A 16,984-nucleotide genomic window follows, 5' to 3' on the forward strand; every position below is an offset into this window, starting at 1 on the left:
GCGTTACACCGCTCGCCCGATGCGCCGCATCGCGCAGCGCGCTGTGCCTTGCCAAACGACACGCCAAAAACAAACAAAATGGGTTATATTAAAGGAAATGTGCTTTAGCGCCACGAAAACAGTCGATTGACACATCGCCCCCCAACACCCATCTTGCAGTTTCACCAAGGGGAGCCCCGACAGGGGGCTGAGAAACTGCCGCACGGATCATACCCGCAGCGCAGTGACCCGTTGAACCTGATCCAGTTCACACTGGCGTAGGGAGGGTGCGAACGCTGCCTGTGGCGTTTTTCCATCATTCCGGCTTCGAACTGGGTTTCCAAACACATTTGTATTGGAGCCTTAACATGACCACCGAGACCAACCTTCCCCCCGCCCGCCTTCTTGCCCGCCTGCGCGACACAGCACCGCTGGTGCACTGCATCACCAATTATGTTGCCATGAATGTTGCGGCAAATACCGTGCTGGCCGCAGGGGCATCGCCCGCGATGGTCCATGCCCCCGAGGAATCGGGCGAATTTGCCGCCCTGGCCGGGGCCTTAACCATCAATATTGGCACCCTGTCATCCGAATGGGTGCGCGGCATGAAGGCCGCCGCACAAAGTGCCAATCAGGCGCACAAACCCTGGGTGCTGGACCCGGTGGCCCATTTTGCCACCGCCTTTCGCCGTACAACAACCACAGATCTTTTAGAGCTTCACCCCACCATCATTCGGGGTAATGCATCGGAAATCATCGCCCTTGGCGGCGGGCAAAGTGCCGGTCAGGGGGTGGATAGTGGCGACCCGGTGGAACTGGCCGAAGATGCCGCGCGCACCCTTGCCCAAACCCGCAACACTGTCGTTGCCGTGACCGGTGCGATTGATTTTGTTACCGATGGTACGCGTGAAGTCCGAATTTTTGGCGGTTCCGACCTGATGCCCAAAATCACCGCGATGGGCTGTTCGCTAACGGCCGTGGTCGGCGCCTTTGTTGCCGTGGCACCTAATACCCCGTTTGATGCAACCGTTGCCGCCCTTGCCACCTTCGCCGCTGCCGGGACCATTGCCGAAAAAGAGGCCACCGGCCCCGGCACTTTTGCCTGGCACTTCCTTGATGCCCTGTATGGGCTGGATGCCAACAGTCTTGAAACAAAATCACGGATTGAAACCCTGTCATGACATTCGATCTATCGCTTTATCTGGTGCTGGACCCCGACCTGTGCCGGGATCATTCCATGATCGAAACTACCCTTGCTGCCATTCGCGGCGGGGCCAGTATGGTCCAGTTGCGCGACAAGAATGCGCGCACCGAGGACATGATCAGAACCGGTCGCGCCTTGATGGCGGCCATGGCAGGCAGCAACGTGCCACTGATTGTGAATGACAATATCGATGTCGCCATAGCCATCAATGCCCACGGCCTTCACGTCGGGCAGGACGATATGCCCGCCGATATGGCCCGGCAGAAACTGGGCGCAGGCAAAATCCTGGGCCTGTCAGTTGAAACCGAGGCCGCAATGCGGGCGGTGGACCCCGCCATTGTCGATTATGTGGGCGTTGGTCCGGTTTTTGCCACCGCCACCAAACCCGGCCACAAACCCGCCATCGGGCTTGACGGGCTGAAACACCTGGTCGGGCTTAGCCCGCTGCCATCGGTGGCGATTGGCGGGTTAAAGGCAGAACATGCCAGCGCGGTTAGTGCCGCCGGGGCACAGGGCATGGCCGTGGTTTCCGCCATTTGCGGCCAACCAGACCCCGAAGCCGCCACCCGCCGCCTCGCCAGTGAAATTTGGGCGGCGTGAACAAAGATGTAAACATCCCCCCACATTCCCGACACCAGCCGGTTTTAAGGCCACCCACACATCCGGGCAAAACGAAAATCCGCGTCCTTAGTGGCGCGGGTAACTTCGTCGTTAAGACAAGGCCGTTAATCGGCAAACACGACCATAAATGGCCAAAAATAAGGCAAAAACACCAAAAACCAAAATACCGCCGCAAAAGCCCTCGCAAACAAGCAGTTGCACTTCATTCAGATCGGCCAATAGCTGCTTTCATTTGAAAATTCGGCATTGAATTGCCTCATTCGCGCCCCGAATAGCCCTTGATTGCCTGCAATATTAGGTTTCAACAGCGATAAACAAGGGTCAATACCAGCCCCAAGGCACTGCCAGAAACACCTGGGACAGCCCCGGAAAATAAAACCGGATCATGCTGAACTGTTGCTGGCCCTGCCGTTTTATCGCACCCATATTTTGCGAGGAGACATTCATGTCGAAGTCTTTCCGCAGCAAACCAGTGGTTCTCGCCCTGATCGGTCTTTTGTCAGTGACGACAGCTGCTATAGCTGCGATCAAGGTTGCCCCAAAGGCCGTAACCGATACGGTCACCATCCAGTCTGCGGCACCAAATGGTGAAGTCGTTTTAACCTATCCTGATGGCAGCATGGCAATGAACAAAACCTGTGGCAGCTTCCCCTGCCAGCTTAATATCAGCAGCCTGCATAAAGGCGAATATGGCGTCATGATCCGTCAAGGCACCGATATTCAAAATATGGTCAGCCTTTATAAGGAATAGCATCTCACAAGCACTTGCGTTACTTGGCATCTTCATGAATTAATACCCTGAAAAGCTGAATAAAAATCAACCAGCCCCTGATCAAGGGGCACCGCGTTTGAGAACAAAACATCACGTTCGACTACGTTTTCAGGGAAGCATGAAATGCACATATCAAAAAAACTGGCCGGTGTTCTGTTGCCTGCCCTTCTGGCCGTCAGCGGGTGCGCCCAAACAGGCCAAACCGACAAGACCAACCTGTGGTCCGCCTATGACAATACCTTTAAAAACGCCAAATATATTGACCTGACCCACGCCTTTGCCCCGGTTCAGCCTGTATGGCCAGGTTTTGGCAATGCCAAATTCAAGGCGGCCACGGCGGGTCAGAAAATTGACGGTTATGTCGATGTCGGCCAGGAATTTACCTACGAAAAACACGGTTTTGTCGCCACGGCCTATGATTTTCCAACCGACCAGTACGGCACCCAGCTTGACCCGCCCGCCCACTGGAACCCGCTTGGTGCCACCATCAGCGACCTTCCTGCCACCTACAGCTTGCGCCCGCTTGTGGTAATCAACATCGCCGACAAGGTTGCCAAGGACCAGGGCTATTTCCTGCATGTCTCCGACATCGAGGAATGGGAGAAAAAATACGGACGAATCCCCGAAGGGTCCGTGGTTATGGTGCGCTCTGACTGGTACAAACGCTGGGATAACATCAAAAGTTTCAATGAAACCCCGTTTCCCGGTGTCGGGCTTGCGGCGCTTAAATTTCTGCATCTTAAACGACACATTCTGTTTCACGGCCACGAACCGCTTGATACCGACGCCACCCCCGATCTTGAAGGGGAATATTGGCTGATGCACAATAATTTCACTCAGGCCGAAGGGGTTGCAAACCTTGATAAAGTACCAGAATCGGGCGCGCTTATTTCCATTGGCTTTGCCAAGCCCCTGGGTGGCACCGGCGGCTATGCCCGCTATGTCGCCATTGCCCCGGCAGACTGGAAATATGGTGTCACCATTGCCGATGCCCCGGGTGCGCCCCTGCCGGAACAGGCCTGGCCGCTCAAACGTGATGAAAATGGTGTGATGCGCCCGACACCGGAATAAACCGGTCGCTTTCGCAACCATCAGGTAAAATTTCTGATCGCGTCGGGAACGCCTTAGCATCCCGGCGCGTTTTAATTCAAAACGGACAACACACTGCCCTGCAGCCGCAGGTTTTAAGCTTTTGTAAAAAACATTGCAGAAGTCAAACTTTGACCTAGATAGAACGGGCAGACAAGTTTCGCCCCTCATTTGAGTGGATAGAAAGCAAAATTACCGCGTAACAACAGGTTGCACGGCAATTTAACTTTCACACAAACACCAAATGAGGATATGTTGCGGAAGCTTTGTGCGATCCGCACCGTTTAACGATAGTGAACTTCGAGGTACTTTATCATGGCTCTTGAACTCCCGGCACTCCCCTATGCCTATGACGCCCTTGCACCGGTCATGTCTGCTGAAACCCTTGAGTTTCACCATGACAAACACCATAACGCCTATGTTGTGAATGGCAACAAGCTGCTTGAAGGTTCGGGGCTTGAAGGCAAGTCGCTCGAAGAAATCGTTGCCGCTTCTTATGGCGATGCCGCGAAGGCGGGCTTGTTTAACAACGCCGCCCAGCATTGGAACCATGTCGAATTTTGGCAGATGATGAAGCCGCAGGGCGGGGGTGCCATCCCCGGTGAACTGGAAAAGAAAATCATTGAAGATTTCGGCTCGGTCGATGCCTTCAAAGAAGCCTTTATTCAGGCTGGCGTTACCCAGTTCGGTTCAGGCTGGTGCTGGCTGGCAATGGACAAATCAGGCAAACTGGTTGTGACCAAAACCCCGAATGCGGAAAACCCGCTGGTTCATGGTCAGACCCCGCTTCTGGGTTGCGATGTGTGGGAACATTCCTATTACATCGATTACCGCAATGCGCGCCCGGATTATGTCAAAGCATTCCTTAATGACCTGGTAAACTGGGAATATGTTGCAGAGCGTTTCGCCAAAGCTGGCTAATCGCCCGACATAACCGGTTAAGAATGAAAGCGGCTTCTGCGGGGGCCGCTTTTTTCATGCCTAAAGCACATTTCCTTTAAACCGAAAAACCGTCCGGCCATTGGCGTGATGTGTGCAAAACAGCAATGATTGTCACAATCTGATCCCCAATATCATAGGCAATCATATAGGGCGTTCCATTTACAATCATCTCCCTTGTCCCTGCAACCCTGCCTGCCCGCCCTAAAAACGGGTGCGACCCAAGCTGACGAACCGCCCCTGTTATCAGCCGATACGTCGCCTGTGCCGCAGGAGGATTCCGGTCTTCTATATAGTCGAGAATACCCTGCAAATCTGCAACTGCCCGTGCATCCCAGACAATCTTCATCCCGCTGATTTGTCACGAAAACGTTGATCAAATTTGACCAGAACATCCTCATGGGAAATGGTTTGCGCGTTACCATCACGTAAGGCCGCATGACGGGTTTTAATCAAATCCACCTGCCATTCCTGAAATTCAACATATTGCCGCAAGGCATCATTGATAACGGATGACCGGGTTTTGCCAAAAGCATCGGCCAACGTATCAAGTCGGGTGCGAATATCGTCATCCACCCGAACGGCAAGGGTTTCTTTGCTCATGATGCAACCTTGTTTGCAATGTAATACATCGCAATATAACAGCTATTTCAACACCGGTCGAGCGCGATACAGAATACAAAACACCGCCGACAATGGCTGTCGGCGGTGTTTTAGGATCACGCGATAGAACCGACCTGACATGGCATATCAGATATCGAACTTAATCCCCTGTGCCAGCGGCAATTCGCGGGAATAGTTAATCGTGTTGGTTGCGCGGCGCATATAGCCTTTCCAGGCGTCCGAACCGGATTCACGACCACCGCCGGTTTCCTTTTCGCCGCCAAACGCGCCGCCAATTTCCGCGCCCGACGGGCCGATATTAACATTGGCAATCCCGCAATCCGAACCAACAGCCGACAGAAACAGGTCGGTTTCGCGAAGGTCGGTCGAGAAAATGCACGATGACAGGCCCTGCGGCACACCGTTTTGAAGCGCAATGGCTTCTTCCAGCGTTTCATAGGTCATGACATACAGGATCGGCGCAAAGGTTTCGTGTTTGACGGTGTCGGTCTGGCCCGGCATTTCCACCACAGCAGGCTGCACATAATAGGCATCACCATATTGATCGGCCAACACACGTTCGCCGCCATGCACGGTGCCGCCATCCTTTTTGGCATTGGCAAGGGCGGCCTGCATGTTATCGAAACTGTCCTTGTCGATCAGCGGACCAACCAGCGTGCCATCGGCCAGCGGATCGCCGATTTTAACCGATTTATACGCCGCAATCACCTTGGGCAGCAGTTCGTCTTTTACATCCTTATGCACGATCAAACGGCGCAGCGACGTGCAGCGCTGGCCACAGGTGCCAACGGCGGAAAACACAATCGCGCGAACCGTCATGTCCAGATCGGCCGACGGGGTGACGATCATGGCATTATTGCCGCCCAGTTCCAGAATGGTACGGCCAAAGCGGGCCGCCACACGCGGGCCAACTTCGCGGCCCATGCGGGTGGAACCGGTGGCCGATACCAGGGCCACATCATTGCTGTCGGTCAGGGCTTCGCCAATGTCGCGCGCGCCGATCACAACCTGATGCAGGCCTTCGGGCGCGTCACCAAACCGATCCAGCGCCTTTTGCAGAATGTTCTGGCAGGCAAGGGCGGTGAGCGGGGTTTTTTCCGACGGTTTCCAAATAACGGCATTGCCGCACACCAGCGCCAGTGCCGTGTTCCACGACCAAACCGCAACCGGGAAGTTAAAGGCAGAAATAACGCCGACCACGCCCAGCGGATGCCAGCTTTCCATCATTTTATGGCCCGGGCGTTCGGATGCGATGGTCAAACCATAAAGCTGACGCGACAGACCAACAGCGAAATCGCAAATGTCGATCATTTCCTGAACTTCGCCCAGGCCTTCCTGGTAAATTTTGCCGCATTCAAGGGCAACAAGGCGGCCTAGTGGTTCTTTGGCGGCGCGCAGTTCTTCGCCCAGCAAACGCGCCAGCTCACCCCGGCGCGGCCCCGGCACCTGACGCCACTGTGCAAATGCCCGTTTCGAATTGGCAATGATGTCGCTCATCGCTGCCGGGTCGGTTTCGGCAATGCTGGCGATCTCCGACCCATCCACCGGGGTCCGGACCTTTAAGACACCGCCCGAAATGACATCATCGCTCAGGCCGAGTTCGCTTAAAATCTTTGCATGGCTCACAATAAACTCCCTTTCATTTTGGTTCTGTTGGGGTGATGTGCCAAATAACCGTCACCGTCCTGTCGGATCCCACCGCCCTTATTGCACATCGGCAAGGGCCGGTAAAAGACGCCCGAGAATCTCGAACGCCGCGTCCACCTGATCGAACGGAATGGTCAGGGGTGCAAGCAGCCGCACCACATTGGCATATTCACCACTTGGCATTAACAATAGCCCGTTCTGACGGGCCAGTTGCAATAAAGTTTGCAGTCGTTTTGGCGACGGCGCACCGTCATCATCGATCAGTTCAAAGGCGCGCATGGCACCGATGCCCCGCACACCGCCAATCACATGTCCGCCCGGCAAGGGGCGCAGTTTTTCAACATGATCCACATATCGCTGGCCTAACTGATTGGCCCGGGACAGGATATTTTCGGTTTCCAGCACCTCGAACACGCCGGTTGCCGCCGCACAGGCAACCGGATTACCCGAATAGGTGCCGCCAAGGCCGCCCGGTGCCATTGCACTCATCACGTCTTGCCCCCCGGTTAAGGCAGCCAACGGAAAACCGCCGCCAATGCCCTTGCCCATCACCACAATGTCGGGGCACACCCCGGCATGTTCGATGGCAAACAATTTGCCCGTACGCGCAAAGCCGGACTGAATTTCATCGGCAATCAAAATCATGCCATGCTGGTCGCACAATTGCCGCAGGCTTTGCAAAAATGCGGGCGAACAGGCGCGAAAGCCGCCTTCGCCCTGCACCGGTTCAATCACCACCGCCGCAATTGATTGCGGTTCGGCAACAACCTTGAATATCCGGGCAATAGCCGCCAGCGCATCGGCGTCTGATATATCGGCTTCACGGCACGGATAAGGCACATGATGCACATTTCCGGGCAAGGCACCCAACCCGGCTTTATAAGGGGCAACCTTGCCGGTTAATGCCAAAGTTGCCAATGTGCGGCCATGAAACCCGCCATCAAAGGCAATGATACTGCTGCGTCCGGTAAAGGCACGGGCCAGTTTCAGGGCGTTTTCCATCGCTTCGGCGCCGGAATTGGTCAACATCGATTTGGCCGGACCTTCGATCGGGCAATGATCGGCCAGCCAGTCGGTTACGGCAATATAGGGTTCATGGGGCAGCGCGTTAAAACAGCTATGGGTAAAACGTTCAAGCTGGGCGGCTACCTTTGCCATCACCACCGGGTGACGATGGCCCAGCGTTAAAACACCAATGCCGCCAATAAAATCAAGGTAGCGTTTGCCATCACAATCCCAAACCACGGCATTTTCGCCCCGGTCGATATAAACCGGGTGCAAGGTGCGAATGCCCGCCGAAACCGATTGTTTCTGCCGGTTGGCAAGGCTTGATGAAACGGCAATATCATCACGGGGCATTATCGGTGGCTCCGGTTAAATCTTGGATGAACGGCACAATTAAAACCGTTCTGTTTCCTGCTTCACAAGGTTTGTTTTTATATCGTAACGTTAGATGACATTAAGTTCACGCACCGGGGCATTGTCGCGTATGCGTTCATAACCAAATACCGACATATCAAGCGTTTGATAGCGCCCGGTTGCCACCAGTTCGCCCAAAGCCCGGCCCACAGCCGGGCTTTGTTGCAGCCCGTGTCCGGAAAAACCATTGGCAAACAGAAAATTGGGCAAATCGGGATGCGGACCAACAATGGCGTTTTGATCCAGCAGGTTATAGGCATAATGCCCGGCCCAGGAATTGATCACTTTAACCGCTTCAAACCGTTCGCAGCGCTGATACAGGCCCGGCCAGATGATGTCGTCAAACAGGCTGTGATCAACTTCGAAATCCCAGCATTCACCATCGCGATCTGCCGGGGGCTGAATGCCGGTAATAAAATAGTCGCCTTCGGGGCGGAAATACAGGCCACTTGGGTCAATCAGCATCGGGCATGTGGCAACAATATCGGCGGCATCGCGGCAGTTAAAAACAAAGATGCAGCGCTTGCGCGGCTCCACCGGAATATCCAGCCCCGCCATGCGCGCCACTTTGGTCGCCCCGGTGCCTGCGGCATTGATAACGGTCGCGCACGTAAACTGTCGCCCATCGGCCAGGGTCACGCCACTCACACGGTTGCCATCGCGCGCAATGGCTAAAACTTCGCCATCAATCACATCCGCCCCTCGTAATTTGGCCTGGCGGCGAAAAATTTGCAGCAGGGAATAGGCATCAAACCAGCCTTCACCCGTGCGGCCCCAGCAGCCAGCGGATAAATCATCAACAGTCATCCACGGATATTTCGCCTTTAACGCGCCTGGCTCCATCCAGACAATGTCGGCCCCGTGGGCCAGCTGGGTTTGGTGATTGCTATTTAAAATATCGCGACCATCAGGGGTGGCAAGCACCAGATACCCCTTTTCGTGCAGGGAAATATCGGCATCTTTGTCCACATCGCGTTTCAGGTTGCGCAAAAACTCGATGCCATAACCCGACATTTCAATATTGATCGGGGTTGAGAATTGCTGGCGGATCGAGGCCGCAGACAGCGCGGTTGAACAAAATTCGTAGCTGGAATCTTTTTCAACCACCAGAACCCGGCCGTCAAAATCATTGCGCCCCAAAAGATGCCACGCCGCCGAACAGCCAATAACCCCGCCGCCAACAATGATGACATCGTAAAATTCGCTATTCGCACCCATAAAAGCCAACTTCCCGATAATGATAACGAATTCAGAACAAAATTTGATTTGCCTGAATTTCATTGGTTTTGTTGTTATCTGGCCCCCCTTATGGCGGAGGGACCACGTCGTAAAACGGCGCACGTTTTTCGACCCGAAAAGCGAACTGGCGGCGCGATCCTGCCCGGTATGTCATAGGGTTGGTGGGGCCAAACCAAAAAGCCCAAAGGGCCATGACAGATGCGATACCCACAGGAAACATAACGGCAGACCGTGCGCCGTATCTTTCCATTTTATCGCCATCAAAACCTTGCAATCATCACGCGGGCGGCGCGAGGGCGCTTTCCGGGCCGTTCACACGCTAGGACTTGGCGACGGCGGACGCAAACGATATATTGGCACCATATCATTCCGTTTTGGAATGAACCTAGCCAGTGGGAGCTTCCCCCGATGCGTCGCGTTTTACCCTCTTTGACGGCTCTTCAGTTTTTCGAGGCATCGGCCCGCCATCTCAGCTTTACCAAGGCGGCACAGGAGCTGAACGTGACCCAGAGTGCGATCAGCCGACAGGTAAGGTCGTTGGAGGAATATCTGGGCCGTGACCTGTTTCGTCGCATTCGCCAGCGTCTTAAACTTACCCCGGCTGGCGATGCCTATGCCGCCCAGGTACGCGACCTTTTAGACCGCGCCGAGGCCGCCACCCTGCAGGTTATGGCCTATAGCGGCGAAGGCGGCATGTTAAATGTGGGCACCCTGCCCACCTTTGGCGCGCGCTGGCTGGTGCCACGTCTGGGCGATTTTCGCACCGCCTGGCCCGATATTCAGTTAAACCTGATCACGCAAATTCGCCCGTTTGACTTTGCCGAGGAAGCAATTGATATCGCCATTCATTTTGGCGAGGCCAACTGGCCGGGATGCGTTTTTCACCGCCTGATGGGCGAAACCCTGATCCCGGTATGCGCCCCCAAACTGCTAAAAGACAATGACGATTTACCCATTGCGCGCGACCGCATTCGCAATTGCACCCTGTTACAACACGCCACCCGCCCCACCGCCTGGCAGGACTGGTTAAAGGCCGCCGGTGTACCGGCGGTCGATGATTTGGCAGGTCCCCGGTTTGAGCATTTTCACATGGTAATCCAGGCCGCCGTTGCCGGGCTGGGGCTGGCCTTAATGCCGGAATTTCTGGTGCGCGAGGAGCTTGATAATGGCCGCCTTTTGGCCCCGTTTGATCTGAGCATCCCCAGTCATCACGCCTATTACGTGGTTTACCCCGAAGAAAAGGAAAGCACCTTTGCCGTGCGCGCCTTTCGCGACTGGATCTTAACAGCCAGCGGCAACAGCCCGGTTGACCAGGTGACCCGCGAAAATCAATATGACGGCACGATAACTGTGCGCAGGTAATCTGCGTTTTTGATTGCGCGCCATCCCGGCCCCCCCTAATGTTTTGCAGCCCGCAGCACATATATAACAAACAGGGGCGTGAAATTGGTCAAATGGGGTAGCACAAAGGGGAATGACTTTGTCGGTCGTGCACAATAGCCTGCATCTTTTTCAGATCGAGGCAGAAGACTTCGTAAAGTTTCAACGTGTTTCAGACGTTGTGTTTGCCCCGATGGGACAACGGGCAAAACAGTTTTATCAGATCATCGGGGCGGCATCCGGCAAGACGACGACGGACCCCGCCCTCGACAAAATGGCCGCGTTGCTTGAAACCCACTGGACGCGCCTTTTTTCCGGTAAAATCGACCGCAAACTGACCGACCAGGCCGCCGAACTTGCCGACTTGCACGCCAAAGCCGCCCTTTCAACCGGCGCAATCATATCTGCCCTGGCCGGAGTGCAACAATCGCTGACCCGTGCCATTTTTGGCCGATTCCGCTGGAATGTTGCACAGGCGGGCGACCTGGTTGCCCTGGCCAATGCAGCCCTGATGCTGGATCTGGATTTGTTGCTAAACCGGAACCATCAAAATACCGGCAAAGCCCCCCACCAAAACAATGCCCAAAACGCCCTGTCGGAAACCGAATTTGCCGACAAATTAATGGACCGCACCATGAATATGTCGGTGGCGATCAATGAAGGGGTTGTTTCCAATGCCAAAATGATGCGCGGCCTGCAACAGGTTGATGATCGGGCACGCTCTATTTCCAGTGCGGTTGATGAAATGGTTGCGGGGATCAACAGTATTAACGAAAACAGCAGCTTTGCTGCCGCCAATGCCGCCGAAGCCATCGAAGCCACCCGCAACGGGCAACAAACCGTGTCCGATGCTGTGGCCGGTATGAACGACATCGCCACCGCCGTTTCAGATGCCGCCGAACGGGTTGGTATTTTGGCCGAAGCATCGGAACGAATTGGCGAAATTGTGCAATCGATTGAAGATATTGCCAGCCAAACCAACCTTTTGGCCTTAAACGCCACCATCGAAGCCGCCCGGGCCGGTGAAGCCGGCAAGGGGTTTGCCGTGGTGGCGGGCGAGGTAAAATCGCTGAGCCAGCAAACAGCCCGCGCGACCGAGGAAATTCGCCAGCGCATCGGCAATTTGCAAGAAGAAATGCGCCATATTATCGAAGCCATGGCCCGTGGCACCCAGGCCGTAACCAACGGCCAGCACGTGATTGGCGAGGTTTCCACCCGGATCAAGGATATCGGCGTTAAAATGGGCGATTCGACCCGCCGGATCGAAGATATTTCCCACATTCTGGCCGAACAGACCCGATCCGCCGATTCCGTGCAAAGCGGCATTTCCGAAATTGCCCGCCAGACCGGCGATCAGGTCAGCGCCATTCGCACCATTATTGACGTGATTGGCAATGTTGAAAGCCTGATCGGCGTTCAAATCAGCGAACTGGTGCAATATGACATCCCCAATCGCACCATTCGCAGTGCCAAGGCCGACCATTCGGTTTATTGCAAACAAGTTGCCGAAATACTGGTGGGTCTTGCCAGCGAACACGACCCGGCAATGACCAAATCCACCACGTGCCGGTTTGGCAAATGGTATAATGGCCCCGCATCCGAGCCCTTCCGCCACCTGAGCGCCTATAAGGCGATAAAGGCCCCGCACCAGACCCAGCATGACGAAGGGGCGGCCGCCCTTGCCGCCTGTCGCAAAAAAGACATGGCAGCCGCCCAGGAGCACTTTGCCCGCATGGAAACCGCCACCCGCGAAATGCTGGACAAACTGGACCAGCTTGCCAGCGAGGCCCGCGCCATCACCCCGCACTAAACCTGCTTAGGCAAACCGCGCCCGACTGACCAGAATGTCGGTTGCACCATCCGGGTCGGGGATCGCCCGGATCGGGCTTTCAAACACATCGCTCAGCAGATCAGGCCGCATGACCTGATCTGTCGGGCCTTGGGCCGCGACCTGGCCCTGCCGCAAAATCACCACCCGATCGGCATAGCCGCAGACCTGGTTAAAATCGTGCAAGATCATAAGAACCCCGGTTTTATGACTTTGTGCTTGCGTGCGCGCAATCGACAGCAAACCATGCTGATGGCCGATATCCAGCCCCGCTGTTGGTTCGTCGAGCAATAAAAAGCGCGCCGGGCGGCAGGTACTCTGCGGGGTATCGCGTGTATCGACCGCGTCGGACATATGCGTCTCCATATGCGCATTCGCCCCAGCCCCGTCTGGCATCCCCCACAATTGCACCAGAGCGCGCGCCAGATGCACCCGCTGTTTTTCCCCACCCGAAAGGGCCGGGTAGGCATGGTCAGCCAAATGCCTGATATCGGCCAATGCAATGGCTTTTTCCACCAGATCGCGGTCGATTTGCCGGGATGATGTTTTACGAAACGGCGCCCGGCCCAGCAAAACCACATCGCGCACGATAAAGGGAAACGCCATTGCTGCGGCCTGCGGCATCACCGCCCGGTTTTGCGCCAGGGCAAGGGCGGGCACATGGGCAATATCAACCCCGTTTTGGGTCACATGCCCTTTATTTGGGGCAATCTCGCCCGCCAACACCTTTAACAAGGTCGATTTACCCGCCCCGTTGGGGCCTAAAACCGCCAAAACCTCGCCAGGATGAAGGGTTAGCGATACATCCTTTAACAAGGCCCGGCCCCGCACGGCAAAGGTAACGTTCTTGGCACACAGGGTCATATCCGCCGCCTTTTCTTTTCGCGCATCAAAAGCCCCAAAAAGAACGGCCCGCCCAATATCCCGGTCACCAGACCAATCGGCAATTCGGCGGGTAACACAATAATCCGCGCCACAGCGTCGGCCCCAACCAACAAAATCGCCCCGCATAAAGCCGATGCCGGAAGCACAATTTTATTATCCGGCCCGCACACCAGCCGTACCAGATGCGGGGCCAGCAAACCGACAAAAGCAATAATCCCCGAAACCGCCACCGCCGCCCCAACAACAAGGGCGGTGATAATGGTGGCCCGGCGTTTTAAGGTCTCTACCTCCAGCCCCAAATGGCGGGCTTCGGCCTCGCCCAACAAAAACAGGTTCAAGGGGGTGCCCAGCATCAGCAAATACGCCATCCCGGCTGCCATCACCACAAGGGCAGGCACATCCGCCGGGCCATTGCCCGACAAAGCCCCCATTTGCCAGAATGTCAGGCTGCGCAACTGGGCATCGTCGGCCAGATAGGTGAAAATCCCCACCCCGGCAATGGCGATGGCATTAATCGCCACCCCGATCAGCAACATGATCGCGGCATCGGTATGACCATCCTGGCGCGATAAAACCCGGATCACTCCTGTTGCCAGCCCGGCCCCCAAAAAGGCCGCCACCGGCACCCCGTAAGGGCCGATGGCCGCATAATGGCGGCCTAAAAGGACATGCCCGCACACAATCATCGCCACCGCACCACAGGCCGCACTGGCCGACACGCCAATAATGCCGGGGTCGGCAATCGGGTTACGAAACAGGCTTTGCATCACCGTTCCCGCAACACCCAAGGCCGCGCCAATCACAATTGCACGTATGATGCGCGGCAAACGCAGACTATCTAAAACACGGGCGCTAAAATCATCCACGCCGCTCCCGGCCAGGCCGATTTTATCGGCCAGATGCCACAGCACCTTGGCCACACCAATTTCGGCCCCGCCAACGCCCAGCGAAATCACGACCGCAAACAAAAGCATCACAACCAATGCCAGCAAAGACACGGCCTTACGGTTTATGCCGCCCTGCCCCCCCGCCGCAGTCCCCGTGACATGCAAGGCACACAGCGCCCGGCGGGCCTGTTTGCGTGTATCATTCATCGTTTTGGTCATTGGCAGGGTCAGTGCCCGGCTTCGTATTGGTGAATTTGCGTGGCAAGATCGCGAATTTCCGCCGCAGAACGCGGACCAAAACCCAAAATGGTCGAGGCCGACACCGTTAACACGTGGCCTGCGGCCACGGCCTTATGCAACCCCAAAACCGGGTGAGCCTGCAACCCGGCCAGCCCGCCAAGCTGATCGAGGGTTGAAGACGTTACCATAACGTAATCAGCGCCGTCGGCTGCGATAATTTCGGGGGAAACGGGTTTAAACCCGTCATAACCTGCCATCGGGTTTTCCCCGCCAATCAGACCGATAATCTCGTTGGCGGTGGTATGCGCCCCGGCAGACATCGGTTGCCCATGCCCCACCGACATCAAAAACACGATTTTCTTGCGCTTTGATCGGGCCATATTCGCATCAGCCACATCCTCGATCGCAGCAATATCGGCTTTCACCTGATGCACCAATACCTGCCCCTGCCCCTCGCGGCCAAGGGCCGTTGCCGCCACCATGATCGCATCGGGCAGATTTTCAAGCGTGGCAAGAGACGGCAAAATCGTCACCGGAATGCCAAGTGCTTGCAGATCCTTCAAAACCGTTGGCGGGCCGCTTTCGGCGACAGCAATAATGTGGTCGGGCTTCAGGCTGATAATGCCTTCTGCCGCCAAATTGCGCATATAGCCGACTTTGGGCAAGATTTTAGCTTTTTCGGGCCAGGTGCTGGTGGTGTCGGTGGCAACAACAGCTTCGCCTGCACCCAGGGCAAAGACAATCTCGCTCGCCGGTGCCCCAACCGTCACCACCCGTGTGGGCATATCATCGGCAAAGGCAGGGAAATACAAACCGGCAAAAGCAAGCAACGCTGCGATAAAAACACGATAAAACCGCATGATCATACCCCCGCTTTCATCAATCGCGCGGATGCCAGCCGGGGCATATCTTCGGCCAGTTTTTGCCAATCGGGGTTTTCCGGCTCCCTGGGCGCGCGTTGACCACACAGGATGGCAAAGTTGTTGTGCTCGGCATCATAAAGCTCAATCGTGGTAATAACGCCCTCGCGGACCGGCTTGCGCACCAACCACATTTCCGCCAAATGATCGGACCATAAATGCAGGGTAAAACGCGGGTCCATCACATTCACCCAGTTCTCCATCACCCGAATGGTGTTGATCGGCCCGGTATGAATTTGAATGGCCCCCGAATTACCGACAAAAACCATAATCGGCACCTGGCGGGTGGCGGCATTTTCCAGCAAGTTTTGAAAATGGGCCGGGTCGAGTTGTTCGGCAAATTCCGCCCCCGCCAGGCGCAATCCCTGATGCCGCCCCAGGTTAAAATCTTTCAACAGGCCGTGAAACTGATGCACGTCTGTCATTCGGCCCCAATGGGCACGCCAGTTTTTAATATCCACATCCTGATCCGCCCGTGTAACCGGGGCGGGCAAAGGGGGCAAAACCGATATTTTCGGGCTTTGATCGGGCGCGCTAAAATCAGCCACCAAGGCCTCATAGGCAGCACGATCGGATTTATCGGTCAGAAAGATTTTGTGAATAGCCGTGCCATCATGACCAAAAAACTGCAAACTGCGGCGCTGGCGCGCTTCGACGGCAAAACCAAAGCCCCAATGACCCAAAAACAGCCTTAAATCAACATCGCCATTTAGCACCAACTCCATATCGCCATGAATGCTGACCGCGCCAAATGTGCCGGTTTTTTCATGCACAACACTGGGGTTGCGGGTTAACACCATCACCTCGCCAAGATCTTCAAGCCGCTTGATCACATCGCCCCAGTCAGCATCCATCCGTGTGACCGTGCTGCCGCATCCGGCTGCCACCAGTTCGGCTTCGCTGATATTAAGTTGCCGCGCAATATCAACGGCATAACCCTTGGCTGTTCCGGTCGCAAACCCCGTCCAGGCCGTCGTAATATCGGTTAATTTCGGTGTCATATCGTCACTTTCCCGGCGTGGTACATGTTCCATGCGGCAAAACCGCCTGAACCCATGACGAACCAGCTTTGCTGTTTTCTGAAACTTATTTTATTAATAACGATTATTATTATCAATAAAAAACCAGTTTAAACACACATGCGGGAAAAAGGAAAGCTATCGGATTGGCGGCACCGTCCCTGCCCCGCGACAGGCTTGCAACAGCTTGGGACAGGCTTGGGACAGGAACGTTAGCATTCCGAAACAAATATGCGAACAGCAAAAACAGGGCCTGATATTGGCCCGGTACAGAGCCCCGCACCGCCTGAGT

General features: G+C 55.5%; 16 protein-coding genes and 1 riboswitch. Of the genes, 7 read left to right on the forward strand and 9 right to left on the reverse strand.

From position 1 onward, the window contains the following. Positions 1-157 precede the first annotated feature (157 nt). Positions 158-281, forward strand: a riboswitch (TPP riboswitch). Between the two features lie 66 nt (positions 282-347). The 5 genes from thiM (at position 348) to AAC086_RS07960 (ending at position 4,586) form a co-directional block, all read left to right on the forward strand. Beyond that, positions 348-1,160 carry a hydroxyethylthiazole kinase gene (thiM, locus tag AAC086_RS07940; RefSeq protein ID WP_339777384.1) on the forward strand — a complete coding sequence of 271 codons (813 nt, stop codon included), beginning with the start codon at positions 348-350 and terminating at the stop codon, positions 1,158-1,160. Further along, the gene (gene thiE / locus AAC086_RS07945) at positions 1,157-1,783 is read left to right on the forward strand and encodes a thiamine phosphate synthase (RefSeq protein ID WP_339777386.1); all 627 of its coding nucleotides are present in this window, start codon (positions 1,157-1,159) and stop codon (positions 1,781-1,783) included. The genes thiM and thiE overlap by 4 nt, the downstream gene beginning before the upstream one ends. Before the next feature lie 466 nt (positions 1,784-2,249). Next, complete coding sequence (locus tag AAC086_RS07950; protein ID WP_339777388.1) at positions 2,250-2,555, forward strand: hypothetical protein; 306 nt, start codon at positions 2,250-2,252, stop codon at positions 2,553-2,555. A 144-nt stretch (positions 2,556-2,699) separates the two neighbouring features. Then, a complete protein-coding gene (locus tag AAC086_RS07955) occupies positions 2,700-3,647 on the forward strand; it encodes a cyclase family protein (RefSeq protein ID WP_339777390.1) in 948 nt (315 codons plus the stop codon). Between the two features lie 330 nt (positions 3,648-3,977). Continuing rightward, positions 3,978-4,586 (forward strand): superoxide dismutase, encoded by a 609-nt coding sequence (locus AAC086_RS07960; protein ID WP_339777642.1) that lies wholly within the window; start codon positions 3,978-3,980, stop codon positions 4,584-4,586. A gap of 76 nt (positions 4,587-4,662) precedes the next feature. Here AAC086_RS07960 and AAC086_RS07965 read toward each other — a convergent pair whose 3' ends face one another. From AAC086_RS07965 to AAC086_RS07985, 5 genes are all read right to left on the reverse strand, one after another. Further along, a complete protein-coding gene (locus AAC086_RS07965) occupies positions 4,663-4,953 on the reverse strand; it encodes a type II toxin-antitoxin system RelE/ParE family toxin (RefSeq protein WP_339777393.1) in 291 nt (96 codons plus the stop codon). Next, positions 4,950-5,207, reverse strand: a complete 258-nt coding sequence (locus AAC086_RS07970) for a ribbon-helix-helix protein, CopG family (RefSeq protein ID WP_339777395.1) — start codon at positions 5,205-5,207, stop codon at positions 4,950-4,952. The genes AAC086_RS07965 and AAC086_RS07970 overlap by 4 nt, the downstream gene beginning before the upstream one ends. Positions 5,208-5,354: 147 nt before the next feature. Continuing rightward, positions 5,355-6,854: an aldehyde dehydrogenase family protein gene (locus tag AAC086_RS07975; protein WP_339777397.1), complete on the reverse strand. Its 1,500-nt coding sequence runs from the start codon at positions 6,852-6,854 to the stop codon at positions 5,355-5,357. Between the two features lie 78 nt (positions 6,855-6,932). After that, entirely contained in the window at positions 6,933-8,234 is a 1,302-nt protein-coding gene (locus AAC086_RS07980) for an aminotransferase class III-fold pyridoxal phosphate-dependent enzyme (RefSeq protein WP_339777399.1), read from the reverse strand. A 90-nt stretch (positions 8,235-8,324) separates the two neighbouring features. Then, positions 8,325-9,512 (reverse strand): FAD-binding oxidoreductase, encoded by a 1,188-nt coding sequence (locus AAC086_RS07985; RefSeq protein ID WP_339777400.1) that lies wholly within the window; start codon positions 9,510-9,512, stop codon positions 8,325-8,327. A gap of 429 nt (positions 9,513-9,941) precedes the next feature. Here AAC086_RS07985 and gcvA point away from each other — a divergent pair, with 429 nt between their 5' ends. Both gcvA and AAC086_RS07995 read left to right on the forward strand, forming a co-directional pair. Continuing rightward, positions 9,942-10,895 (forward strand): transcriptional regulator GcvA, encoded by a 954-nt coding sequence (gene gcvA / locus AAC086_RS07990; protein WP_339777402.1) that lies wholly within the window; start codon positions 9,942-9,944, stop codon positions 10,893-10,895. Between the two features lie 112 nt (positions 10,896-11,007). Further along, the gene (locus tag AAC086_RS07995; protein WP_339777404.1) at positions 11,008-12,723 is read left to right on the forward strand and encodes a methyl-accepting chemotaxis protein; all 1,716 of its coding nucleotides are present in this window, start codon (positions 11,008-11,010) and stop codon (positions 12,721-12,723) included. Positions 12,724-12,729: 6 nt separating this feature from the next. On the opposite strand, the gene AAC086_RS08000 is transcribed toward AAC086_RS07995, so the two are convergent. From AAC086_RS08000 to AAC086_RS08015, 4 genes are read right to left on the reverse strand one after another with little or no spacing between them, the layout of a single operon-like run. Next, positions 12,730-13,605 (reverse strand): heme ABC transporter ATP-binding protein, encoded by an 876-nt coding sequence (locus AAC086_RS08000; protein ID WP_339777407.1) that lies wholly within the window; start codon positions 13,603-13,605, stop codon positions 12,730-12,732. After that, on the reverse strand, positions 13,602-14,720 hold the full coding sequence (locus tag AAC086_RS08005) for an iron ABC transporter permease (RefSeq protein ID WP_339777409.1): 1,119 nt from the start codon (positions 14,718-14,720) through the stop codon (positions 13,602-13,604). Before AAC086_RS08005 ends, AAC086_RS08000 begins: the two co-directional genes overlap by 4 nt. Positions 14,721-14,740: 20 nt before the next feature. Continuing rightward, complete coding sequence (locus tag AAC086_RS08010) at positions 14,741-15,613, reverse strand: ABC transporter substrate-binding protein (RefSeq protein ID WP_339777412.1); 873 nt, start codon at positions 15,611-15,613, stop codon at positions 14,741-14,743. Positions 15,614-15,615: 2 nt separating this feature from the next. Continuing rightward, the gene (locus AAC086_RS08015) at positions 15,616-16,707 is read right to left on the reverse strand and encodes a ChuX/HutX family heme-like substrate-binding protein (RefSeq protein ID WP_339777415.1); all 1,092 of its coding nucleotides are present in this window, start codon (positions 16,705-16,707) and stop codon (positions 15,616-15,618) included. Positions 16,708-16,984: the final 277 nt, after the last annotated feature.

This window comes from uncultured Thalassospira sp. (genome assembly GCF_963976115.1).
Classification (GTDB): Bacteria; Pseudomonadota; Alphaproteobacteria; order Rhodospirillales; family Thalassospiraceae; genus Thalassospira.